This window comes from Streptomyces sp. NPDC033216, assembly GCF_055577115.1.
Genome location: NZ_JBVIQK010000017.1, coordinates 142,559 through 162,478, shown reverse-complemented (window position 1 = coordinate 162,478; position 19,920 = coordinate 142,559). Strand labels below are relative to the sequence as shown.

Genomic DNA, 19,920 nt, shown 5'->3' with positions numbered 1-19,920 from the left:
GACGCTTCCTTTGTACTCACCCGAGAGACTCTCTCAGGCTTTCCTCCGGGCGCTTCCCTTCGGTCTTGCGTTTCCGACTCTATCAGACCGTTTCCGGCCCGATTCCCTGTCGGCGGGATTTGTCTTCGGCTCCCGGCTTTCGCCTGTCGGCCTTTCGACATTCACTACGTTAGCCGATTCCCTCGGCAGCTCATAATCGAGCTTCTCGAGTTCGAATTCAGACATGCGGACACGTCGAATTCGACCCCGCTGAGGGGCATCGTAGGTAGTGGGTTGGCCGCTTCCGGCTGCAGGCGAACGCCGTACCCGGGTCAAGCGGCTCGGGCTACGTTACGCCTATGCCCAAGGAGAGTCAACTACGGCGGCGTCGGGGCACATGGGCCCGATAGGGGCTCACGGTCGGGTCCTCGGCGATCCAGTACCGCCAGGGGTGGACGGCGCCGTCGCCGGCGACTCCCGTACGTGGACCGTTGCGTACCTGGTCGGCGGGGACCGGGGTGCCCGCGAGGACGCGGAGCGGGGTGTCGCCGGGGGTGCAGGCGTCCGTGCCGTCCAGAGCCCGGTCGACGTCCAGGGCCGTGGCCAGGCGGGCGGGGCCCTTGGCCAGTTCCTTGTCGCTTCGGGCCGAGAGCCGACGGCTGCGGGCCTGCTCGGCGCCTTCGATCACCTCGCCGGCCCGAAGAAGGACACCGCTCGCATCCCCCTCCGGGCCGCAGACCAGGTTCATGCAGTGCCACATGCCATAGGTGAAGTAGACGTACACGTGTCCGGGCGGGCCGAACATCACGCTGTTGCGGGCCGTGCGTCCACGGAAGGCGTGTGATCCCGGGTCGTTGGGGCCGTCGTAGGCCTCGACCTCTGTGAGGCGCAGGGTGATCGGACCGTCGGGGGTGGTGCGCACGACGAGGCGGCCGAGGAGGTCGGGGGCGACCTCCAGGACAGGGCGCTCGAAGAAGGTCCTGGGCAGGGGCGTACGGTCGGGGGTCGCGATCATGGCCTCCGAGCGTAGTGGAGACGGTCGGTGTGCCGGGGTGGTCAGTCGGTACTCGGCTTGCCAGGGTGGAGCGCGGAACCGGCTCCGTCCGGATCGCGTTTGTAGGGATCAAGGATCCCCGTCGTAGTCGAGAAGGAGAGTCATGGCGTTCAAGAAGCTGCTCGCGAGCCTGGGAGCCGGTGGGGCCTCGGTCGAGACGGTGCTGACCGAGGTCAACGTCGTTCCGGGTGGCGTGGTGCAGGGCGAGGTGCGGATCCAGGGCGGGTCCGTCAACCAGCAGATCGAGGGACTGTCGGTCGGGCTTCAGGCCAAGGTCGAGGTCGAGAGCGGTGACGAGGAGTACAAGCAGGACATCGAGTTCGTCAAGCAGCGTCTGGGCGGAGCCTTCGAGCTCCAGGCGAACGCCGTGCACGCCGTGCCGTTCGGTCTGGAGATCCCGTGGGAGACGCCGATCACCATGATCGACGGGCAGGCCCTGCGCGGGATGAACATCGGGGTGACCACCGAGCTGGAGATCGCGCGGGCCGTGGACTCCGGTGACCTGGACCCGGTCAACGTGCACCCGCTGCCGGCGCAGAAGGCGATCCTGGACGCCTTCCTCCAGCTGGGCTTCCGCTTCAAGAACGCGGACCTGGAGCGCGGTCACATCCGGGGCACGCGGCAGAAGCTGCCGTTCTACCAGGAGATCGAGTTCTTCCCGCCGGCGCAGTACCGGGGGCTCAACCAGGTCGAGCTGAGCTTCGTCGCCGACGAGCACACGATGGACGTCGTACTGGAGATGGACAAGAAGCCGGGGCTGTTCAGCGAGAGCAGCGACACCTTCCGCTCGTTCCAGGTCGGGCTGAACGACTTCCAGGGGACCGACTGGGCGGCGTACCTCAACCAGTGGCTGTCCGAGGTCGGCAGCAAGCGCAACTGGTTCTAGGCTCGGAACCACTGACTCCAGAACCGATGCAGGAGGTACCGAGGTGACCGAGCTCAAGCGGCGGCCGCTCCCCCACGACTTCCATCCATCCGTGCCGTCGTTCACGGTGACGAGTGAGGACGTCGAGGAGGGCGCGACCCTCAGGAACGACCAGGTCCAGGCGGGCGGGAACACCTCGCCGCACCTGCGGTGGGAGGGTTTCCCGCCGGAGACCAAGAGCTTCGCGGTGACCTGTTACGACCCGGACGCGCCCACCGGCAGCGGGTTCTGGCACTGGGTCCTGTTCGACATCCCCGCCTCGGTGACCGAGCTGCCGGCGGGTGCCGGCGGCGGCAAGTTCGAAGGCCTGCCCGAAGGTACCGTCCACGCGCGCAACGACTACGGGACGAAGGACTTCGGTGGAGCCGCGCCGCCGCCCGGGGACGGTCCGCACCGGTACGTCTTCACGGTGTACGCGGTGGACCAGGAGAAACTCGGTCCGGATTCCGACGCCTCGCCCGCCGCCGTCGGGTTCAACCTGCGGTTCCACACGATCGCGCGGGCCCAGCTGATCGGTGAGTACGAGAACCCGGCGGCGGGCTGAGGCTGCCCTCGGCTGAGTCCGCTCCTCGTTCCTCCAACGTTTTGCCCGTCCCTGGTCTTGGAAGTGATCAGGGGCGGGCATTTTGTTGCCGGGGGCGCGGGGGGGGCACCCCCCGTGGGAGCAGCAGATATTGCGTTGTCCATCTCGGCGTGCCCGGCCAGAGTTGATCCAGCCCGCCAGGGGGTGGGCCGGTGCACACAGGAGGTGGGCTGGTATGCGGGACACGCTGGTGCTGAACGCGAGCTTCGAGCCGCTGTCGACGGTGACGTTGAACCGTGCCGTCGTTCTGGTGCTCCAGGACAAGGCCGTCGTCGAGCAGGCCCACCCCGAACTGCGGATGAGGGGAGCCGAGGTGGACATACCGGCGCCCCGGGTCATCCGGCTGTGCAGGTACGTACGCGTGCCGTTCCGAAGACAAGCTCCGTGGTCGAGGCGGGGTGTGCTGGTCAGGGACCGGCACCGGTGCGCCTACTGCGGTCGCCGGGCGACCACGGTGGACCACGTCGTGCCGCGGGCTCAGGGGGGTCAGGACTCCTGGCTCAACACGGTCGCCTCGTGCGCGGAGGACAACCACCGTAAGGCGGACCGGACTCCGGACCAGGCGGGGATGCCGTTGCTGCGGCAGCCGTTCGAGCCGACCCCGCAGGACGCGATGCTGCTTGCCCTGGGGCAGGAGGATCTGGCGGCGCTGCCGGAGTGGCTGACCTCGGACGCGGCCTGACGGACTCGCCGTCGTTCGCGGCCCGTTCGCGGGTCGTCCGACGGGGCTGGACGCGCGGTTCCCCGCGTCTCCTGACGGAGGAGGCGCGGGGAACTGTTCGTCACCGGGGGTTGCGTCAGTCGATCGACGGCTTCTCGCGGCGTTCCTTCGGACTGTCCGAGCCGCCGCCGTTGGAGCCCGAACCGCCGCCCATGGGGCCGAAGTTGCCCATGGCACCGGACAGGCCCTTGAGGGCGTCGCCGATTTCGCTGGGGACGATCCAGAGCTTGTTCGCGTCGCCCTCGGCGATCTTCGGAAGCATCTGGAGGTACTGGTAGGAGAGCAGTTTCTGGTCCGCGTCGCCTGCGTGGATCGCCTCGAACACCGTGCGGACGGCCTGGGCCTCGCCCTCGGCGCGCAGGGCGGCGGCCTTGGCCTCGCCCTCGGCTTTGAGGATGGCCGACTGCTTCTCACCCTCGGCAGTGAGGATCGCGGCCTGGCGCGTACCTTCGGCGGTGAGGATCGCGGCGCGCTTGTCGCGGTCGGCGCGCATCTGCTTCTCCATCGAGTCCTGGATGGAGGTCGGCGGCTCGATCGCCTTCAACTCCACGCGGTTGACGCGGATCCCCCACTTGCCGGTGGCCTCGTCGAGGACTCCGCGCAGGGCCGCGTTGATCTCCTCGCGGGAGGTGAGGGTGCGCTCCAGGTCCATGCCACCGATGATGTTGCGCAGGGTGGTGACGGTGAGCTGCTCGATCGCCTGGATGTAGCTGGCGACTTCGTAGGTCGCGGCGCGGGCGTCGGTCACCTGGTAGTAGATGACGGTGTCGATGTTGACGACCAGGTTGTCCTGGGTGATCACCGGCTGCGGCGGGAACGGCACGACCTGTTCGCGGAGGTCGATGCGGTTGCGGATGGTGTCGATGAACGGAACGACGATGTTGAGGCCCGCGTTGAGCGTCCGTGTGTAGCGGCCGAACCGCTCCACGATCGCGGCGCTCGCCTGTGGGATGACCTGGATCGTCTTGATCAGGGCGATGAAGACCAACACCACCAGGATGATCAAGACGATGATGACCGGTTCCATCGTGCTCCCCGTACCCTTCTCCGCCTCGGCGCTTTCGGAAGATCTTAGGCTTGTTGAAGATCTTGCTGGTCGAGTGTGACAGACCGTCGTCCGGTTCGTGGGGTGTTCGGTTCACTTGTACGGTGCGGGAGTTGACAAGGTCAGATGACGATCGCCGTGGCCCCCTCGATGTCCACGACATCGACCTCCTGCCCCACCTCGTAGGCGCGGTCGGTGTCGAGAGCGCGCGCCGACCAGACTTCCCCGGCGAGCTTGATGCGTCCGCCCGCGCCGTCGACCCGTTCCAGTACGACGGCTCTCTTTCCCTTCAACCCGTCCACGCCGCTGGCGAATTGGGGTCGCTGCGCGCTGTGCCGGGCCGCGATGGGACGTACGACGGCGATGAGGGCGACGGAGATGACCACGAAGACGAGTACCTGGGCGACCACGTCGAAGCCGAGCCCGGCCGCGATGGCCGCCGCCACCGCGCCGACCGCGAGCATGCCGAACTCCGGCATCGCGGTGACCACCAGCGGGATTCCGAGCGCTGCCGCGCCTACGAGCCACCACACCCACGCGTCGATGTCGTTCACGCGTTCATGGTAGGTCCGGCGGGTGTGCCGCCGACAGGGCGCGGACGGGGGCGGTCAGGCGAGCGGCAGTCCCTGGGCCGTCCAGCGGTCACCGACCTGTTCCACGACGAGGGGGAGGCCGAAGCAGAGGGAGAGGTTGCGGGAGGTCAGTTCGAGTTCGACCGGACCGGCGGCGAGGACCTTGCCCTGACGGATCATGAGGACGTGCGTGAAGCCGGGGGCGATCTCCTCGACATGGTGCGTGACCATGATCATCGAGGGGGCGATCGGGTCGCGGGCGAGGCGGCCGAGGCGGCGGACGAGGTCCTCGCGGCCGCCGAGGTCGAGGCCGGCGGCCGGCTCGTCCAGCAGCAGCAGTTCGGGGTCGGTCATCAGGGCACGGGCGATGAGTGTGCGCTTGCGCTCGCCCTCGGAGAGGGTGCCGAACCTGCGGTCCAGGTAGTCGGTCATGCCGAGGCGGTCGAGGAAGGCGCGGGCGCGCTGCTCGTCGATCTCCTCGTAGGCCTCCTGCCAGCTGGCCGTCATGCCGTACGCGGCGGTCAGGACGGTCTGGAGCACGGTCTGACGCTTGGGGAGCTTGTCGGCCATGGCGATGCCGGCCATCCCGATGCGGGGGCGCAGTTCGAAGACGTCGGTGCCGGGCTTGCCGAGGGTCTCGCCGAGGATGGTGGCGGTGCCGTTGCTGGGGTAGAGGTAGCTGGACGCGACGTTCAGCAGGGTCGTCTTGCCGGCTCCGTTGGGGCCGAGGATGACCCAGCGCTCGCCTTCCTTGACCGACCAGGAGACCTGGTCCACCAGAGCCCGGCCCTCACGGACCACGGATACGTCCTGAAGCTCCAGAACATCGCTCATGAGCGCGTTGTCTCCCCTTGCAGTGTGGCCGGTCTCGGTTGTCGTACGCCAGTGGCTCGGACCGCCGCGCGCGGGTGGGCGCGGCCCTCCAGGAAAATCTACGCCACCGGCCGGGTGGGCCGTTCCATCGGTCCGGTCCTTAGGCTGGGGGCATGCTTTCGGAACCGCGCTCTGGTCGCCTTGCCGCTTGGGGAAATGCCCTTTTGGCCGGACTCGTCTCTCCCGACGACGCCGTCCTCGCCATCGTCGGGTCGGACGCCGTGCACCGGGTGGACGGGCTCCCCGGCGAGTCCGCGCCCGTCGGACTCACGCTCGCGCTGGGGCGGCTGCGGGCGCTCGGGGTGACCGGGCTGCGGGTGGCGCTGCCGGCGCCGGGGCATCCGCTGGGGCTGAGCGGGCCGCCGGAGTTCAACGCGCGGGCGCTGGAGGCCGAGGAGGCGGTGGTCTGTCACGGTGCCGCGCTGGGGCTGGTGCCCGAGGTGCACGAGGCCGGGCCCGACGGCGATGTGCACGCGGAAGTGGTGTGGCACTGCCTCCCGGTGCGGGAGGCTCCGCCGGCGGACGTGCCGTCGCTGGGTGAGGCCGAGCGGGAGCTGGCGGAGGCGCTGCGCGACGCCACGGCTGTGCTGGCACGGTTGGACGTGGCCGGCTCGGGGCCGGTGGCGGAGGCGGCGGTCGAGGCGTACCGGGCTCGGGCGGAGCGGGGGCGGGAGGTGTTGGCGCCGGGGTATCCGCCGCGGGCGGTGCGGGTGCTGGAGCTTGCGCAGCGGGTGGGGTTGTTGGTGTCGCTGGCGTACGAGAACGGGCATGGGGGTGCGGTGAGTGCTTCGGAGATGGGGGCTCGGGTTGCCGCCCTGCGGCCGGTGGAGCGGACGGGGCGGCGGGCGCAGGTGGCCGCGTACAACGCGTATGTGGAGGAGCGGGAGCGGGGGGTGCGGTGAGGGTGGGTCGCGCGGTCGGTGGGTGTGCGGGGGTGGCCGCCGGGGCCTGCCGCGGGAGGCGGGTGAGCGTGAGCTGAAGCACTCCGATGACGTCGACGCTGTTGCCGACGACGTTGACCGGGATGTTCACCGAGGCCTGGACGGTGTCGCCCGAGACGACGCCGGGCGGACTTCACGGCCGTGCTCCCCCGGCGCCCGCGTCGGCGACAGTGGCACCGGCTGGGGCACCGGCCGCGACACCGGCGACGGTGAGCGCCGGAGCGGGCGGCGGGAGCGGTGTTCATGAGGAGGGTTCCTCCTCATCTTGCGTGGGCGCCCGCGGTGTGCTGATCCATGTGGAAGGGCCGCGCGGGGTACTGAGCCCGGCGCCGGTCTCCCCCTTCGGGCCGTCGGGCGACAACGCGGACCGGCCTCCCCCGGAGTGGGGCCGGGAGAGGCCGGAAGGGACGAGATGGTCCCTCACTGGTGCCTCAGTGGTTGGCGCCCAGGTTGCCGAAGGCCGGGTTCAGCACTCCGATGACGTTGACGCTGTTGCCGACGGCGTTGACCGGGATGTGTACCGGGGCCTGGATGACGTTGCCCGAGACGACGCCCGGCGAGCGCTCGGCCACGCCGTCGGCCGACGCGCCGCCGGTGGCGGAGGCCATCCCGGCGCCCGCGGCCACCAGCCCACCGGCCACCATCGTCACGGCCGCTGCCTTCTTCAGGTTCTTCACTTCTGACCCCTCCTGGCGATTGCCGCGGCAATCGCCGCGGCACGCACTGGAGAACGCCGGGAACCGGCGGAGGGTGCGCCATTTGGGGGACATTCCCACGACGGTATGAATCTCGGACCGGAGGCGACGCATCCGGATGGCGTCCGTTGTGCTGTCGGTCAGCCGGCCATACCGTGGCGCACGGCCCACAGGGCGGCCTGGGTGCGGTCGGCGAGGTCGAGCTTCATGAGGATGTTCGAGACGTGGGTCTTGACGGTCTTCTCGGAGAGGACGAGGGCGCGGGCGATCTCGCGGTTGGAGCGGCCGTCCGCTATCAGGCCGAGCACCTCGCGCTCCCGTTCCGTGAGGGATCCGCCCCGGCCCTGGCCCGAGTGGGCCTCCTCCTGGGAGAGCAGGGCACCGGCGACCTCGGGCTGGAGCAGGATGTGGCCGGCGTGCACCGAGCGGATGGCGCCGGCCAGGGCGTCGGGGTCCACGTCCTTGTAGACGTACCCGGCGGCGCCCGCGCGCAGGGCGGGGACCACCGTGCGCTGCTCGGTGAAGCTGGTGACGATGAGCACGCGCGCGGGGTTGGCCAGTTCGCGGAGTCTGCGGAGGGCTTCCACGCCGTCCATGCCCGGCATCTTGACGTCCATCAGGACGACGTCGGGCTTCAACTCCTCGGCACGGGCGACTCCCTCGGCGCCGTCGGACGCCTCTCCGACGACCTCGATGTCGTCCTGCACCTCCAGGAAGGTGCGCAGGCCCCGGCGGACGACCTGGTGGTCGTCGACGAGCAGCACCTTGATCGCGTCAGCCACCGGGAGCCTCCATCTCTATCGTGGTGCCCTTGCCGGGCGCCGATTCCACCGTCAGGCTGCCGCCGATCCCGCCCGCCCGGTCCCGCATGGACACCAGGCCGAGATGGCGGCCGGCCCTGCGGACCGTCGTGGGGTCGAATCCGCTGCCGTCGTCCGTGACGCGCAGGACCGTGTCCGGGCCGCGCCTGTGGAGGGTCACGTCGACGTGCTCGGCGCCGGAGTGGCGCAGCGCGTTGTGCAGCGCCTCCTGGGCTACGCGCAGGAATGCCTCCTCCTGTGCGGCGGGGAGGGCGCGGACGCCGTGGCCGGTGAAGGTCACGCGCGCGGAGTGGGCGCGGTCCAGGACCTGGATGTGGGTGCGGAGGGTGGCCACCAGGCCGTCCTCGTCGAGCGCGGCGGGGCGCAACTCGACGACGGCGGCACGCAGTTCGTCGGCGGCCTCGGCGGCGAGGGCGGCGACCTGCTGGAGTTCGCCCTTGGCGCGGGAGGGGTCCCGGTCGACGAGGGTGGCGGCGGCCTGGGCGGTCAGGCGCAGGGAGAACAGCTTCTGGCTGACGGCGTCGTGCAGTTCGTGGGCGAGCCGGGAGCGCTCCTCGGCGATGGTGAGCTCGCGGCTGCGCTCGTACAGGCGGGCGTTGGTGAGGGCGATCGCGGCGTGCTGGGCGAGGATCGAGAGCAGCTCCTCGTCGTCCTCGGTGAAACCGCAACCGCCCCGGGGCCCGGGGCGCGGGGGCTGTGGGGGGTTTCCTCCCGCAGGGCACAGCTTGTTCGCGAGGAAGAGGGCGCCGATGACCTCGTCGCCGTCGCGGACGGGCAGGCCCAGGAAGTCGGACATGTCCGGGTGAGCGGACGGCCAGCCCTCGAAGCGCGGGTCCTCGCGCACGTCGGCGAGACGCTCGGGCTTGGCCTCGTGCAGCATCGCCGCGAGGATGCCGTGCTGCCTGGGGAGCGGGCCGATGGCCTTCCACTGCTCCTCGTCGATCCCGTCGACGACGAACTGGGCGAAACCTCCGTGATCGTCCGGGACGCCGAGCGCGGCGTACTGCGCGTCGAGCAGCTCGCGGGCCGAGGCGACGATCGTCTTGAGCACGTCGCGCACCTCGAGGTGCCTGCTCATGGCCAGCAGCGCGGAACTGACCGCGGCGAGGCCGGACCGGGGGCCTTGACTCATGCCCTCACGGTACCGGCGGGGTGCGACCGGAGGCATCGGACCTGTGACGCGGCGGGGTAGGCCGCAAGTCCTAGGCCCGGCGTCCCCGGTGCCCGAGGCGTACGCCGAAGGACCCCGGTGGACCCCGTCCCGCGTCCGAGGCGGGCGGGACGGTCGCGTTCCTACGGTGAGATCACCGCCGAGCGGCGGGTCGACGAGGGGACGGTTGTCATGCCGGTTGCGATCATCACGGGGGCTTCGAAGGGGCTGGGACGGGCACTCGCCGAGGCCCTGGCCGTGAGGGGCTGGGACCTGGTGCTGGACGCCAGGACGGCGGAGGTGCTGAAGGAGGCGGCGGCCGCGCTCGCGGAGCACGGGACGAGGGTAGAGGCACTCGCGGGGGACGTGACCGATCCCGTGCACCGGGCCGCGCTGGTGGCCGCCGCCCGGCAGCTCGGGGGGTGCCGGCTGCTGGTGAACAACGCGAGCGCGCTGGGCGCCGAGCCGCTGCTTCGGCTGGCGGAGCTGCCCCTGGACGGGCTGCGGCGGGCCCTTGAGGTGAACGTGGTGGCCGCGCTGGGCCTGGTCCAGGAGGCGCTGCCACTGTTGCGCGGGGGGCCGGACGGCGCGGTGGTCACGGTCAGTTCGGACGCGGCGGCGGAGGCGTACGGGACGTGGGGCGGGTACGGGGCGTCGAAGGCGGCCCTCGACCAGCTCGCCGCGGTGTTCGGCGAGGAGGAGCCGGAGCTGCGGGTGTGGGCGGTGGACCCCGGGGACATGGCGACGGACCTGTACGCGGCGGCCGTACCGGAGGACGGCGGGGCGCGGCCGGAGCCCGACAGTGTGGTGCCGGCCTTTCTGCGGTTGCTGGACGAGCGGCCGCCGAGCGGGCGCTACGCGGCACCGGCCCTGCTGGAGGGACGGCGATGACGGCGGCCGCGGGGGTCCCCCCGCTCGAACGCGGCCGGGAGTGGGGGAGGGTGCCCGAGGAGCTGTCGGCGCGGATCCCGGCGGAGCAGCGCGGGCCCGGCCGCGACCGGGACTGCGTACGGCTGCTGGTGTCGCGTGGGAGTGAGCCGGCGCATCACGTGTTCGGGGAGCTGCCGGACCTGCTGCGGGCCGGGGATCTGCTCGTGGTGAACACCTCGCCCACGCTGGCAGCCGCCGTGGACGGGCGCATCGGGCACGCGCGCGTGGTGGTGCACTTCTCCACGCTGGGGGACGACGGTCGGTGGGCGGTCGAGCTGCGGGAACCCGACGGGCGGGGCACCACGCGTCCGCGGGCGGGTGGTCCGGCCGGGGCGGAGGTGCGGCTGCCCGCCGGGGTGCGGCTGGTGCTGGAGGAGGCGCTGAGCGGGCCTGGCGGGCGGTTGTGGTGGGCGCGGGTGGCCGAGGGGGCGGTGCCGGGTCTGCTGCGCGAGCACGGGCGGCCCATCCGTTACTCCTACACGGAACAGGATCAGCCGCTGTCGGCGTACCAGACGGTGTTCGCGCTGCCGTCGGCCGACGGGGCGGGCAGCGCGGAGATGCCGAGCGCGGCGCGGCCGTTCACGGCACGGCTGGTGGTGGAGCTGGTGAGCCGGGGGGTGCAGTTCGCACCCGTCACGTTGCACACCGGGGTGGCGTCGGCGGAGGCGCACGAGCCGCCGTATCCGGAGCGGTTCGCGGTGCCGGAGGCGTCCGCCCGGCTGATCAACGCGGCGCGGGCGGGAGCGGGCCGGGTCATCGCCGTGGGGACGACCGCCGTGCGGGCCGTGGAGTCGGCGGCGGGAGCCGACGGGGTCGTACGCGCGCATGCGGGGTGGACGGACCTCGTCGTCACGCCCCAGCGTGGGGTGCGGGTGGTGGACGGGATGCTGACGGGGCTGCACGAGCCGCAGGCCTCGCATCTGCTGATGCTGGAGGCGGTGGCCGGGCGGGACGCGATCGACCGGGGTTACGAGGCGGCGTTGCGGGGTTTCTACCTGTGGCACGAGTTCGGGGACGTTCATCTCCTCCTACCGGAGGAGCCTGCTCACACTGAGCATTGCGTGAGCAACTGTTGGTGACAAAACCTCCTCGGCCCTGTGAGCCCGCACATAGGGCGCACATCACGTACGAAAGGCGATAGGAGTCAAAAGGGACCCACCTGAACGGGACAGATGGTCTGATCTGTCCCGTTTTGCCCTTCCCCGATCCACTACCGGGGATAGTACGTCACACCTTTGCCTGGGCATTTTGCGGCCGCTAACAATGGCTCTCGTCGCTCAGCGCCGCGGGTTTCTCCCCGCGGCGTTCGTGCCGAAAGCACCCGCCGCCGGACGAAGAGAGCGGCCTCCGCGCTATTCGAAGAGGTCCTTCCGCCATGCCCAAGAACACTCACAAGATCGCGATCGCTGGTGTCGCCACCCTCGGCGCCGCCGCCATCGCCTTCACCGTGGTTCCGGCCGACGGTCAGACGACCACGACGGACTCCCTTTCCTCGTCCCGTGTGGCCTACAGCTCCGAGCAGGTGCGTGACGTCAAGGCCGGCGTGACCGACCAGCTGGCCGGCGCCAGCCTGAAGGTCGAGGCCATCGAGGCCAAGAAGAAGGCCGCCGCCGACGAGGTGGCCGCGAAGAAGGCAGCCGCCACCGCCGCGGCGAAGAAGAAGGCGGCCGCCGCTGCCGCCGCGAAGAAGGCCGCCGCCGCGCGCAAGGCCAAGGCCAAGGCCAAGGCCACCGCGAGCCGGGCCGCCAAGCGTCCCGTGGTCAAGCACGTCGTCGTCAAGAGCTACCCGAACAACCTCGACGGCTGGATCCGCGAGTCTCTCGCCATCATGAAGAAGAAGGGCATCCCGGGCTCCTACCACGGGCTGCACAAGAACATCATCCGGGAGTCCTCGGGCAACCCGAAGGCCATCAACGACTGGGACATCAACGCCATCAACGGCGTCCCGTCGAAGGGTCTGCTCCAGGTGATCCCGCCGACCTTCAAGGCGTACCACGTCCCGGGCACGTCCTGGAACATCTACGACCCGGTCGCCAACATCACCGCCGCCGCCAACTACGCGGCCGACCGGTACGGCACGATCGACAACGTCAACAGCGCGTACTGAGCGTCCCGAGTCGTCGCCGGGCACCACGCGCCGAAGGGCGGCACCCCGACCGGGGGGCCGCCCTTCGGCGTTGTCGTACGACCGCTCGCGACTACTTGCGCATGACCTCGGGCTCGTGGCGGCGCAGGAAGCGGGCCACGAAGAAGCCGCAGACCACGCCGAGGACGATCAGGGCCGCCATGTCCATGCCCCAGGCGCCGGCGGTGTGCTCCCACAGCGGGTCCGTCCCGCCGCCGTCCTTGGGCGGGCTGATCCTGTTGAAGTCCAGCGTGGCGCCCGCGGCGGCGACCGCCCAGCGCGAGGGCATGAGGTACGAGAACTCGTTGACGCCGACCGCGCCGTTCAGAGTGAACAGGCAGCCGGTGAACACGACCTGGATGATCGCGAACATGACCAGCAACGGCATGGTCTTCTCGGCCGTCTTCACCAACGACGAGATGACCAGGCCGAACATCATCGAAGTGAAGCCCAGCGCCATGATCGGGATGGACAGCTCGATCATCGTTGCGCTGCCGAGAACCAGGCCCTCCGTCGGGATCTCCCGGCTCGCGAAGCCGATGACGCCGACCAGCAGGCCCTGGAGCACGGTGATGACGCCGAGCACGAACACCTTGGACATCAGGTACGCGGAGCGGGACAGGCCGGTGGCGCGTTCCCGCTCGTAGATGACCCGTTCCTTGATCAGCTCACGGACGGAGTTGGCCGCGCCGGCGAAGCAGGCACCGACCGCGAGGATCAGCAGGACGGTGGTGGCGGTGCCGTTGGGGATGATCCGGCCGGTCTTCGGGTTGACCGGGTTGGGCAGCAGGCTGTTGCCGGAGTCGATGAGCAGGCTCACCGCGCCGAGAACGGCCGGCAGGATCACCGTCAGGGCCAGGAAGCCCTTGTCGGAGGCGATCACCGAGACATAACGGCGCACCAGCGTGACCAACTGGGACATCCAGCCCTGCGGCTTCGGCGGCTTCATCGCCTGCATGGGCGTCATCGACACGGACTGCGGCGCGATGGCGTCGATGTCCGCGGCGTACATCTGGTAGTGCTGGGAGCCCTTCCAGCGGCCCGCCCAGTCGTAGTCGCGGTAGTTCTCGAAGGCGGAGAAGACGTCGGCCCAGGTGTCGTAGCCGAAGAAGTTCAGCGCCTCCTCGGGCGGACCGAAGTAGGCGACGCTGCCGCCGGGCGCCATCACGAGCAGCTTGTCGCAGATCGCGAGTTCGGCCACCGAGTGCGTGACCACGAGGACCGTGCGGCCGTCGTCGGCGAGACCGCGCAGCAGCTGCATGACATCGCGGTCCATGCCCGGGTCGAGACCGGAGGTGGGCTCGTCGAGGAAGATCAAGGACGGCTTGGTCAGCAGCTCCAGGGCGACCGACACGCGCTTGCGCTGGCCGCCGGAGAGGGAGGTGACCTTCTTCTCCTTGTGGATGTCCAGCTTCAGCTCGCGCAGCACCTCGTCGATGCGGGCGTCGCGCTCGGCGGCCGTGGTGTCGGCGGGGAAGCGGAGCTTGGCCGCGTACTTGAGGGCCTTCTTGACGGTCAGTTCCTTGTGCAGGATGTCGTCCTGCGGGACCAGACCGATGCGCTGGCGCAGCTCGGCGAACTGCTTGTAGAGGTTCCGGTTGTCGTAGAGGACGTCGCCCTCATTGGCGGGCCGGTAGCCGGTGAGGGCCTTGAGCAGGGTGGACTTGCCGGAGCCGGACGGGCCGATGACGGCGATCAACGACTTCTCCGGAACACCGAAGGAGACGTCCTTCAGGATCTGCTTGCCGCCGTCGACCGTCACGGTCAGATGACGTGCGGAGAAGGAGACCTCACCGGTGTCGACGAACTCCTCGAGCCGGTCGCCGACGATCCGGAACGTCGAGTGACCGACGCCCACGACGTCGGTGGGACCGAGCAGTTGCGAGCCGCCCTTGGCCATGGGCTGGCCGTTGACGTACGTGCCGTTGTGCGACCCGAGGTCGCGGATCTCCATGCGCCCGTCGGGCATCGAGTGGAACTCGGCGTGGTTGCGCGAGACCTGGAGGTCGGAGACGACCAGGTCGTTCTCCAGGGCACGACCGATGCGCATGACGCGGCCGAGGGAGAACTGGTGGAACGTGGTCGGGCTGCGGTCGCCGTGGACCGGCGGCGCCCCCGCGCCGACGCCGGGGCCCTGCTGCTGCGGGATGGGCGCGGAGACCTTCTGCGGCGGCTCCCATCCGGGCGGCGACACCTGCTGCTGCGGCATCGGCTGCTGGGGCGGAGCCTGCTGCGCCCAGCCGGGGTTCGCGGCCTGAGCGGCGTACGGCTGCTGCGGCCGCGCGACCGCCGCCTGCGCGGCGGAGAGGTTCAGGCGCGGTCCGTCGGTCGCGTTGCCCAGGTGGACCGCCGCGCCGGGCCCTATGTCCACCTGGTGGACGCGCCGCCCCTGTACGAACGTTCCGTTCGTGCTGCCGTGGTCCTCCAGTATCCAGCCGCGGCCGTTGAAGCTGACCGTGGCGTGACGCCACGAGACCCTGGCGTCGTCGAGGACGACGTCCCCCTGCGGATCCCGTCCGAGGGTGTAGGACCTGGACGGATCGAGCGTCCAGGTGCGTCCGTTCAATTCCAGTACGAGTTCCGGCACTCCATGCCCCACTGAGTAGTCCCCCGAGTTACCCCCGTCGCAGGGAGTCTAGGGATGTCGAACATCGTCGGGAACTATTTCAGGCCCGGCCCCCTGACCGAAAGTCGGGCCTTGCGAAGGGGCCGCGCGGGCTCACGCGGTCTCATCGGCCCTTCGCATTGACGGGGGTCGAAACCGGGCCGGAGAGTGGTAAACGCACGCGAGGGGGACGGAAGCGGTGATCTTCACCGCTCCGCACCGCGGATCGGGGGGTCTGCATGAGTGCCGGCACGAGTGTCGGGAACGGCGCGAGCGCGGCGTACGGCAAGGGTGTGCCGTGGCCGGACGTGCTGGTGTCCGCGATCGCCGCGGTGAGCTGGGCGTTGATCGGGATGGCGGGGACGGCGGCGCTCGGCCTGCATCTGCTGGGGGCGGACACCGCGGGTTCGCTGGGGTCGATGACGGTGGCTGTCGTGGCACTCGGCGCGGGCGGTTCCGTGACGCCGTCGGGCGATGTGTCCACCTTCGGGCTGACGGGCGCGGAGGCGTACACCGCCATCGAGATCACGCCACTGGGTGTGAGCCTGGCCGGAGCGGTGCTCCTGTCGTGGTTCTTCCTGAGGTCCCTGCGCGCGGCCGGCGTCGTGGTCGCGCCGGCCGAACTCCTCGCGCGTGCGGGCACGGTGGTCGCGGTCTTCGTGGCCGTGCTGGGCGGCCTGGCCTGGGCCGCGCACGACGTCGTCACGGTCGACGGCGGGGCGCTGGGGCTGGACGGCCTGCCCGGCGGGGGCGGCGTCGTCCCCGGGCCGGGCGACCTCGGGGACGTCGGCGCTCTGCTGCCCGACCGGCTCGCAGGCCTGGTGGACGCGCAGGCCGCGGTCGGGTTCACCGTCGACAGGTCCGCGACGCTCCTCGGCGGGCTCGTCTGGTCGGCCGCCGTACTGCTGATCGCCCTGCTGGCCTCCCGCCGTACGCCACTTCCGCACGGTTGGGACGGCGTGGGCCGGGTGGTACGGCCCGCCGTGTCCGCCCTCGTCACGGTACTGCTGGTCGCGGTGGCCGCCGGGTTCGCGGCGGCCGTGTACGCGGCGACAGGTGACGACCACCCGAAGCGGATCGCGGGCGCGGCACTGCTCGGCGCGCCCAACGGGGTGTGGCTCGGGGTGGACGTCGGTCTGTTCGTGCCGTGGGACGGCGGGGCGACGGGTGTCCTGACGCGGGTGCTGCCCGCTCCGCTCGACGACCTGCTGGGCAGCGGCACCGATCGGTCGGTGACACTGGGCCGGCTTGCCGAACTGGACGGGCGGGTGTGGCTGTTGGCGGTCGCGGCGGCGGTGATGATGCTGCTGGCGGGGGTGCTGACGGCGGTGCGCAGCCCTGTGGCGGGTCCGAGGGCGGTCGCCGTGGCCTCCGGTTCCGGTTCCGGTGCGGTACGGGGTGCGGAGGTGGCCGGGTTCGCCGGGCGGTGCGCGGTGCGGCTGGGGATCGTGACCGCGCCGGCCCTGCCGCTGCTCGCCCTGCTGACGGACGTCTCCGTGAACGCCTCCCTGTCCGTGCTCGGGTTCGACGCCTTCGGCGCGGGCCTGGACCTGCACGGGCGTCTCGGCATGGCCTTGCTGCTCGGGGCTGCCTGGGGCGCCGGGGCCGGCGCGGCGGGCGCGCTGCTCGCCCGGGCGACCGGGGCGGCGGGAACACGCGCGGCGGCGCCGGTACCGCGTGACATGGCGGCGAGGCCGGCTGGTGAGCGGGGGACGTCGACGGCGCGTGACAAGGCGGCGAGGCCGGCTGGTGAGCGGGCGGCCGGGGCACCCGGGCGCGCAGGGCCGCACTCCTGCGGGCACGCTCCGGGGAGGACGGCCGAGCCGGCCGGAACCCCGGAGGGGGCAGGCGGCCGCTCCGGGCCGTACGCGCCGGGTACGCCGTACCGCCCGCCCGACCCGGCGACCAACCCGTATCTGCGGATGCCGGGAGGGCGGAGGGAACCCGAGGTCACGCGGTCCGGAGACGATCCTTTCGACGCACCGACGATGGCGGGCCCCATCGAGCCCCCCGCCCGACCACCGCGGCGTCCGTCCGGGTCCCGCCGCACCAGGGAGCGGTCACCGGACGACGGCCCCACGCCACCACCCCCGCCACCGCCTCCCCCGCCACCGGGCCGGCCGGGCGGCGGCCGGTGAGCCCCATGGGGGAGCGGTCGAGGCAGAGGGACACGGCCGGTGCGGCTGCGGGGCCCCCGGCCGCAGGCCCCAGCAGCGTGACCCGCGGAACGGCGAACGCCTGGGCGAAGTACGGCGGCGCCGGTACGGCCGCGCCGACGCCGTTCCGTGTCCGCAGGGCGGACCTAGGCGGCGGGAGGCACCGGGTGCCGGATACGGTGGTCACACCATGAGCGCTTCGCAGACCTCGCCGACCTCGTCCTCCGATGTCCCGACCCTCCTTGTCAAGGTCTTCGGCAAGGACAGGCCGGGCATCACGGCCGGCCTCTTCGACACCCTCGCCGCCTACTCCGTCGACGTGGTCGACATCGAGCAGGTCGTCACCCGTGGCCGCATGGTGCTGTGCGCGCTCGTGACCGAGCCGCCGCGCGGGCTGGAGGGGGATCTGCGGTCGACCGTCCACAGCTGGGCGGAGTCCATGAAGATGCAGGCGGAGATCATCTCGGGCCTCGGGGACAACCGGCCGCGCGGTCTCGGGCGGTCGCTGGTCACCGTGCTCGGGCATCCGCTCACCGCGGAGGCCACGGCCTCCGTCGCCGCTAAGATCACCAAGTCCGGCGGCAACATCGACCGTATCTTCCGGCTGGCCAAGTATCCGGTCACGGCCGTCGAGTTCGCGGTCTCCGGGGTGGAGACCGCGACGCTGCGCACCGCGCTGGTCACCGACGCGGCGGCACTGGGTGTCGACGTCGCCGTAGTGGCCGCGGGTCTGCACCGGCGCGCCCAGCGGCTGGTCGTCATGGACGTCGACTCCACACTCATCCAGGACGAGGTGATCGAACTCTTCGCGGGTCACGCCGGCTGCGAGGACGAGGTCGCCGAGGTGACGGCGGCCGCGATGCGCGGCGAGCTGGACTTCGAGCAGTCCCTGCACGCGCGCGTGGCGCTCCTGGAGGGCCTCGACTCCTCGGTCGTGGACAAGGTGCGTGCCGAGGTGCGGCTGACGCCGGGCGCGCGCACGCTGATCCGCACCCTGAAGCGGCTGGGTTACCAGGTGGGTGTCGTCTCCGGCGGCTTCACCCAGGTCACCGACGACCTGAAGGAACGGCTGGGACTGGATTTCGCGCAGGCCAACACCCTGGAGATCGTCGACGGGAAACTGACCGGCCGCGTCATCGGGGAGATCGTGGACCGCGCGGGCAAGGCGCGGCTGCTGCGCAGGTTCGCCGCGGAGGCGGGGGTACCGCTGTCGCAGACGGTGGCGATCGGTGACGGCGCGAACGATCTGGACATGCTGAACGCGGCGGGTCTCGGGGTCGCCTTCAATGCCAAACCGGTGGTGCGCGAGGCCGCGCACGCGGCGGTCAACGTGCCGTTCCTGGACACCGTCCTGTATCTGCTGGGCGTCACCCGCGAAGAGGTCGAGGCGGCGGACACGAACGACGAGGGATAGCGGCCGCGGCCGCCCCGTGGGGCCGGCGTGCCACCGGGCCCCACGTAGGCCGTGCCGACCTCACTCGGAGGGCGCCCAGTAGTCGACGAGCGTGGCCACACCCGGCTCCAGGGATTTCCAGGATCCGTCGAAGGACACGACGGCGAAGGCGGCGGCGGGGAAACCGCGGCGGGTCATCCGCTCGCGTGCGTCGCCCTCGGCGGTACCGGAGAGGATCTCGGCCAGTCCCTGGATCCCCGGATTGTGGCCGACCAGGAGGACGTTGTGCACGTCGTCCGGGGCTTCGTTGAGCAGGGCGATCAGCTCGCCCGGGGAGGCCTCGTAGATCCGCTCCTCGTACACCGTCTTCGGCCGGTGCGGGAACTCGTGGACGGCGAGCTTCCACGTCTCGCGGGTGCGGGTCGCTGTGGAGCACAGGGCCAGGTCGACGGGGATTCCGGTGTCGGTCAGCTTGCGTCCGGCGACGGCTGCGTCCTGGCGGCCCCGCTCAGCGAGCGGTCGCTCGTGGTCGGTCACCTGTGGCCAGTCGGCTTTCGCATGCCGGAAGAGGATGATCCTGCGGAATTCTGCGACGCTCATGACTCCCAGCTTCGCATGAAACAGGCCACGGGGCGCAGGGAGTTGACGTGCGCCTCCACCTGGGCTCGGGGTGTGAAGCGTGCGCCCGGGGCGTGATCGACAGCGCTAGCGCGCGACGAGCTGCCGTACGCGGTCGACGAGGTCGGTGAACGCCGGGTCGCCCGATGCCGCCTGGGCGTCGGACGGGTTCAGTATCAGCGCGAGGAGGGCCACGAAGGCGAGGGTCGGCAGGGCCAGCGCCCACCAGGGCAGCCGGGTGCCGACGCCCCTGCCCTGGGCGGCCGGGTGGGGCCGGGTGTGCGTAGGGGCGGACATGGGTGCCTCCGCTGGTCTCCGAGGGGTCCCGGCCGCGTCGCGCGGCCACATCTCGAAGGTACGGAACCGGCGGCGGCCGTCCCATCCGGTGATCCACCCACCTGACCCTGACCCTCACCCCCTAGGGGTCAGGGGGGTTACCCCCCTGTCGCCGGCCGGGGCGCGTCGCGTCAGGGGGAGGCGATGGAGGCGATGATCGCGATGATCACAAAAATGAGGAGGAACGAGCCGAAGACGATCAGCATCTTCTTCTGGCCGTTCTCAGGGTTCGGGTCGAGCACTGGCATGGGCCCAGTCTCGCACCCGGCGCACGGGGCGGTCTCCGCGGGGTCAGCGGGCTGTGAGGGTCGCAGGGGGAACGGGCTCGGAGCGCCGGGGGCAGCGGAGGGAGGGGCGGCAGGCTCCCGAGAAACCCAGGGACACCGGGCCCGGGACCG

The 19,920-nt window shown here is 71.0% G+C and carries 20 protein-coding genes and 1 pseudogene; 9 read left to right on the top strand and 12 right to left on the bottom strand.

Translation table 11 applies throughout. The features are described 5' to 3' along the window. Positions 1 to 352 precede the first annotated feature (352 nt). Positions 353 to 994 carry a DNA-3-methyladenine glycosylase gene (locus tag ACZ5Y0_RS27075; RefSeq protein WP_469131289.1) on the bottom strand — a complete coding sequence of 214 codons (642 nt, stop codon included), beginning with the start codon at positions 992 to 994 and terminating at the stop codon, positions 353 to 355. 142 nt (positions 995 to 1,136) lie between these two features. Between ACZ5Y0_RS27075 and ACZ5Y0_RS27070 the strand changes: the two genes are divergently transcribed. From ACZ5Y0_RS27070 to ACZ5Y0_RS27060, 3 genes are all read left to right on the top strand, one after another. Next, positions 1,137 to 1,919: a sporulation protein gene (locus tag ACZ5Y0_RS27070; protein ID WP_469131288.1), complete on the top strand. Its 783-nt coding sequence runs from the start codon at positions 1,137 to 1,139 to the stop codon at positions 1,917 to 1,919. Between the two features lie 43 nt (positions 1,920 to 1,962). Beyond that, positions 1,963 to 2,502 carry a YbhB/YbcL family Raf kinase inhibitor-like protein gene (locus tag ACZ5Y0_RS27065; protein ID WP_469131287.1) on the top strand — a complete coding sequence of 180 codons (540 nt, stop codon included), beginning with the start codon at positions 1,963 to 1,965 and terminating at the stop codon, positions 2,500 to 2,502. Between the two features lie 214 nt (positions 2,503 to 2,716). Beyond that, positions 2,717 to 3,223, top strand: coding sequence for an HNH endonuclease (locus ACZ5Y0_RS27060; protein ID WP_469131286.1), 507 nt, complete (start codon positions 2,717 to 2,719; stop codon positions 3,221 to 3,223). A 115-nt stretch (positions 3,224 to 3,338) separates the two neighbouring features. On the opposite strand, the gene ACZ5Y0_RS27055 is transcribed toward ACZ5Y0_RS27060, so the two are convergent. The 3 genes from ACZ5Y0_RS27055 to ACZ5Y0_RS27045 all read right to left on the bottom strand — a co-directional run bounded on the left by ACZ5Y0_RS27055 (position 3,339) and on the right by ACZ5Y0_RS27045 (position 5,713). Next, on the bottom strand, positions 3,339 to 4,289 hold the full coding sequence (locus ACZ5Y0_RS27055; protein WP_356568281.1) for an SPFH domain-containing protein: 951 nt from the start codon (positions 4,287 to 4,289) through the stop codon (positions 3,339 to 3,341). A gap of 140 nt (positions 4,290 to 4,429) precedes the next feature. Further along, complete coding sequence (locus ACZ5Y0_RS27050) at positions 4,430 to 4,861, bottom strand: NfeD family protein (protein ID WP_469131285.1); 432 nt, start codon at positions 4,859 to 4,861, stop codon at positions 4,430 to 4,432. Positions 4,862 to 4,915: 54 nt separating this feature from the next. Beyond that, complete coding sequence (locus ACZ5Y0_RS27045) at positions 4,916 to 5,713, bottom strand: ABC transporter ATP-binding protein (protein ID WP_469131284.1); 798 nt, start codon at positions 5,711 to 5,713, stop codon at positions 4,916 to 4,918. 152 nt (positions 5,714 to 5,865) lie between these two features. On the opposite strand from ACZ5Y0_RS27045, the gene ACZ5Y0_RS27040 reads away from it, so the two are divergent. Beyond that, positions 5,866 to 6,654 carry a hypothetical protein gene (locus ACZ5Y0_RS27040; protein WP_469131283.1) on the top strand — a complete coding sequence of 263 codons (789 nt, stop codon included), beginning with the start codon at positions 5,866 to 5,868 and terminating at the stop codon, positions 6,652 to 6,654. A gap of 85 nt (positions 6,655 to 6,739) precedes the next feature. On the opposite strand, the pseudogene ACZ5Y0_RS27035 reads toward ACZ5Y0_RS27040, so the two are convergent. The 4 genes and pseudogenes from ACZ5Y0_RS27035 to ACZ5Y0_RS27020 all read right to left on the bottom strand — a co-directional run. Next, positions 6,740 to 6,808 (bottom strand): annotated as a pseudogene (locus ACZ5Y0_RS27035) (chaplin family protein); the annotation flags it as partial. Between the two features lie 316 nt (positions 6,809 to 7,124). Then, positions 7,125 to 7,370, bottom strand: a complete 246-nt coding sequence (chpE, locus tag ACZ5Y0_RS27030; protein ID WP_469131282.1) for a chaplin ChpE — start codon at positions 7,368 to 7,370, stop codon at positions 7,125 to 7,127. 158 nt (positions 7,371 to 7,528) lie between these two features. Then, positions 7,529 to 8,170, bottom strand: a complete 642-nt coding sequence (locus ACZ5Y0_RS27025) for a response regulator (protein WP_469131281.1) — start codon at positions 8,168 to 8,170, stop codon at positions 7,529 to 7,531. Beyond that, positions 8,163 to 9,341: a GAF domain-containing sensor histidine kinase gene (locus ACZ5Y0_RS27020; RefSeq protein WP_469131280.1), complete on the bottom strand. Its 1,179-nt coding sequence runs from the start codon at positions 9,339 to 9,341 to the stop codon at positions 8,163 to 8,165. The genes ACZ5Y0_RS27025 and ACZ5Y0_RS27020 overlap by 8 nt, the downstream gene beginning before the upstream one ends. Positions 9,342 to 9,551: 210 nt before the next feature. Between ACZ5Y0_RS27020 and ACZ5Y0_RS27015 the strand changes: the two genes are divergently transcribed. From ACZ5Y0_RS27015 to ACZ5Y0_RS27005, 3 genes are all read left to right on the top strand, one after another. Continuing rightward, a complete protein-coding gene (locus ACZ5Y0_RS27015) occupies positions 9,552 to 10,250 on the top strand; it encodes an SDR family NAD(P)-dependent oxidoreductase (protein ID WP_469131279.1) in 699 nt (232 codons plus the stop codon). Next, positions 10,247 to 11,368 (top strand): S-adenosylmethionine:tRNA ribosyltransferase-isomerase, encoded by a 1,122-nt coding sequence (locus tag ACZ5Y0_RS27010; protein WP_469131278.1) that lies wholly within the window; start codon positions 10,247 to 10,249, stop codon positions 11,366 to 11,368. Before ACZ5Y0_RS27015 ends, ACZ5Y0_RS27010 begins: the two co-directional genes overlap by 4 nt. A gap of 296 nt (positions 11,369 to 11,664) precedes the next feature. Further along, the gene (locus ACZ5Y0_RS27005; RefSeq protein ID WP_469131277.1) at positions 11,665 to 12,396 is read left to right on the top strand and encodes a transglycosylase SLT domain-containing protein; all 732 of its coding nucleotides are present in this window, start codon (positions 11,665 to 11,667) and stop codon (positions 12,394 to 12,396) included. A 91-nt stretch (positions 12,397 to 12,487) separates the two neighbouring features. Here ACZ5Y0_RS27005 and ACZ5Y0_RS27000 read toward each other — a convergent pair whose 3' ends face one another. Beyond that, positions 12,488 to 15,001 (bottom strand): ABC transporter ATP-binding protein/permease, encoded by a 2,514-nt coding sequence (locus ACZ5Y0_RS27000; RefSeq protein WP_469131276.1) that lies wholly within the window; start codon positions 14,999 to 15,001, stop codon positions 12,488 to 12,490. A gap of 257 nt (positions 15,002 to 15,258) precedes the next feature. Here ACZ5Y0_RS27000 and ACZ5Y0_RS26995 point away from each other — a divergent pair, with 257 nt between their 5' ends. Together ACZ5Y0_RS26995 and serB are read left to right on the top strand one after the other, a co-directional pair. Continuing rightward, positions 15,259 to 17,157: a streptophobe family protein gene (locus ACZ5Y0_RS26995; RefSeq protein ID WP_469131275.1), complete on the top strand. Its 1,899-nt coding sequence runs from the start codon at positions 15,259 to 15,261 to the stop codon at positions 17,155 to 17,157. A 208-nt stretch (positions 17,158 to 17,365) separates the two neighbouring features. Next, a complete protein-coding gene (serB, locus tag ACZ5Y0_RS26990) occupies positions 17,366 to 18,589 on the top strand; it encodes a phosphoserine phosphatase SerB (RefSeq protein WP_469131274.1) in 1,224 nt (407 codons plus the stop codon). A 60-nt stretch (positions 18,590 to 18,649) separates the two neighbouring features. On the opposite strand, the gene ACZ5Y0_RS26985 is transcribed toward serB, so the two are convergent. The 3 genes from ACZ5Y0_RS26985 to ACZ5Y0_RS26975 all read right to left on the bottom strand — a co-directional run bounded on the left by ACZ5Y0_RS26985 (position 18,650) and on the right by ACZ5Y0_RS26975 (position 19,770). Beyond that, complete coding sequence (locus tag ACZ5Y0_RS26985) at positions 18,650 to 19,168, bottom strand: SixA phosphatase family protein (RefSeq protein WP_469131273.1); 519 nt, start codon at positions 19,166 to 19,168, stop codon at positions 18,650 to 18,652. Positions 19,169 to 19,273: 105 nt separating this feature from the next. Then, positions 19,274 to 19,483 (bottom strand): hypothetical protein, encoded by a 210-nt coding sequence (locus ACZ5Y0_RS26980; protein ID WP_469131272.1) that lies wholly within the window; start codon positions 19,481 to 19,483, stop codon positions 19,274 to 19,276. Between the two features lie 170 nt (positions 19,484 to 19,653). Further along, entirely contained in the window at positions 19,654 to 19,770 is a 117-nt protein-coding gene (locus ACZ5Y0_RS26975) for an SGM_5486 family transporter-associated protein (protein ID WP_469131271.1), read from the bottom strand. Between the last annotated feature and the right edge of the window lie 150 nt (positions 19,771 to 19,920).

Bases quoted from the DNA above. Each gene is read 5' to 3' on its own strand.
- ACZ5Y0_RS27075 (WP_469131289.1), bottom strand. From the start codon at position 994: ATGATCGCGACCCCCGACCGTACGCCCCTGCCCAGGACCTTCTTCGAG.
- ACZ5Y0_RS27070 (WP_469131288.1), top strand. From the start codon at position 1,137: ATGGCGTTCAAGAAGCTGCTCGCGAGCCTGGGAGCCGGTGGGGCCTCG.
- ACZ5Y0_RS27060 (WP_469131286.1), top strand. From the start codon at position 2,717: ATGCGGGACACGCTGGTGCTGAACGCGAGCTTCGAGCCGCTGTCGACG.
- ACZ5Y0_RS27055 (WP_356568281.1), bottom strand. From the start codon at position 4,289: ATGGAACCGGTCATCATCGTCTTGATCATCCTGGTGGTGTTGGTCTTC.
- ACZ5Y0_RS27045 (WP_469131284.1), bottom strand. From the start codon at position 5,713: ATGAGCGATGTTCTGGAGCTTCAGGACGTATCCGTGGTCCGTGAGGGC.
- ACZ5Y0_RS27040 (WP_469131283.1), top strand. From the start codon at position 5,866: ATGCTTTCGGAACCGCGCTCTGGTCGCCTTGCCGCTTGGGGAAATGCC.
- ACZ5Y0_RS27020 (WP_469131280.1), bottom strand. From the start codon at position 9,341: ATGAGTCAAGGCCCCCGGTCCGGCCTCGCCGCGGTCAGTTCCGCGCTG.
- ACZ5Y0_RS27015 (WP_469131279.1), top strand. From the start codon at position 9,552: ATGCCGGTTGCGATCATCACGGGGGCTTCGAAGGGGCTGGGACGGGCA.
- ACZ5Y0_RS27010 (WP_469131278.1), top strand. From the start codon at position 10,247: ATGACGGCGGCCGCGGGGGTCCCCCCGCTCGAACGCGGCCGGGAGTGG.
- ACZ5Y0_RS27005 (WP_469131277.1), top strand. From the start codon at position 11,665: ATGCCCAAGAACACTCACAAGATCGCGATCGCTGGTGTCGCCACCCTC.
- ACZ5Y0_RS26995 (WP_469131275.1), top strand. From the start codon at position 15,259: ATGAGTGCCGGCACGAGTGTCGGGAACGGCGCGAGCGCGGCGTACGGC.
- serB (WP_469131274.1), top strand. From the start codon at position 17,366: ATGAGCGCTTCGCAGACCTCGCCGACCTCGTCCTCCGATGTCCCGACC.
- ACZ5Y0_RS26985 (WP_469131273.1), bottom strand. From the start codon at position 19,168: ATGAGCGTCGCAGAATTCCGCAGGATCATCCTCTTCCGGCATGCGAAA.
- ACZ5Y0_RS26980 (WP_469131272.1), bottom strand. From the start codon at position 19,483: ATGTCCGCCCCTACGCACACCCGGCCCCACCCGGCCGCCCAGGGCAGG.
- ACZ5Y0_RS26975 (WP_469131271.1), bottom strand. From the start codon at position 19,770: ATGCCAGTGCTCGACCCGAACCCTGAGAACGGCCAGAAGAAGATGCTG.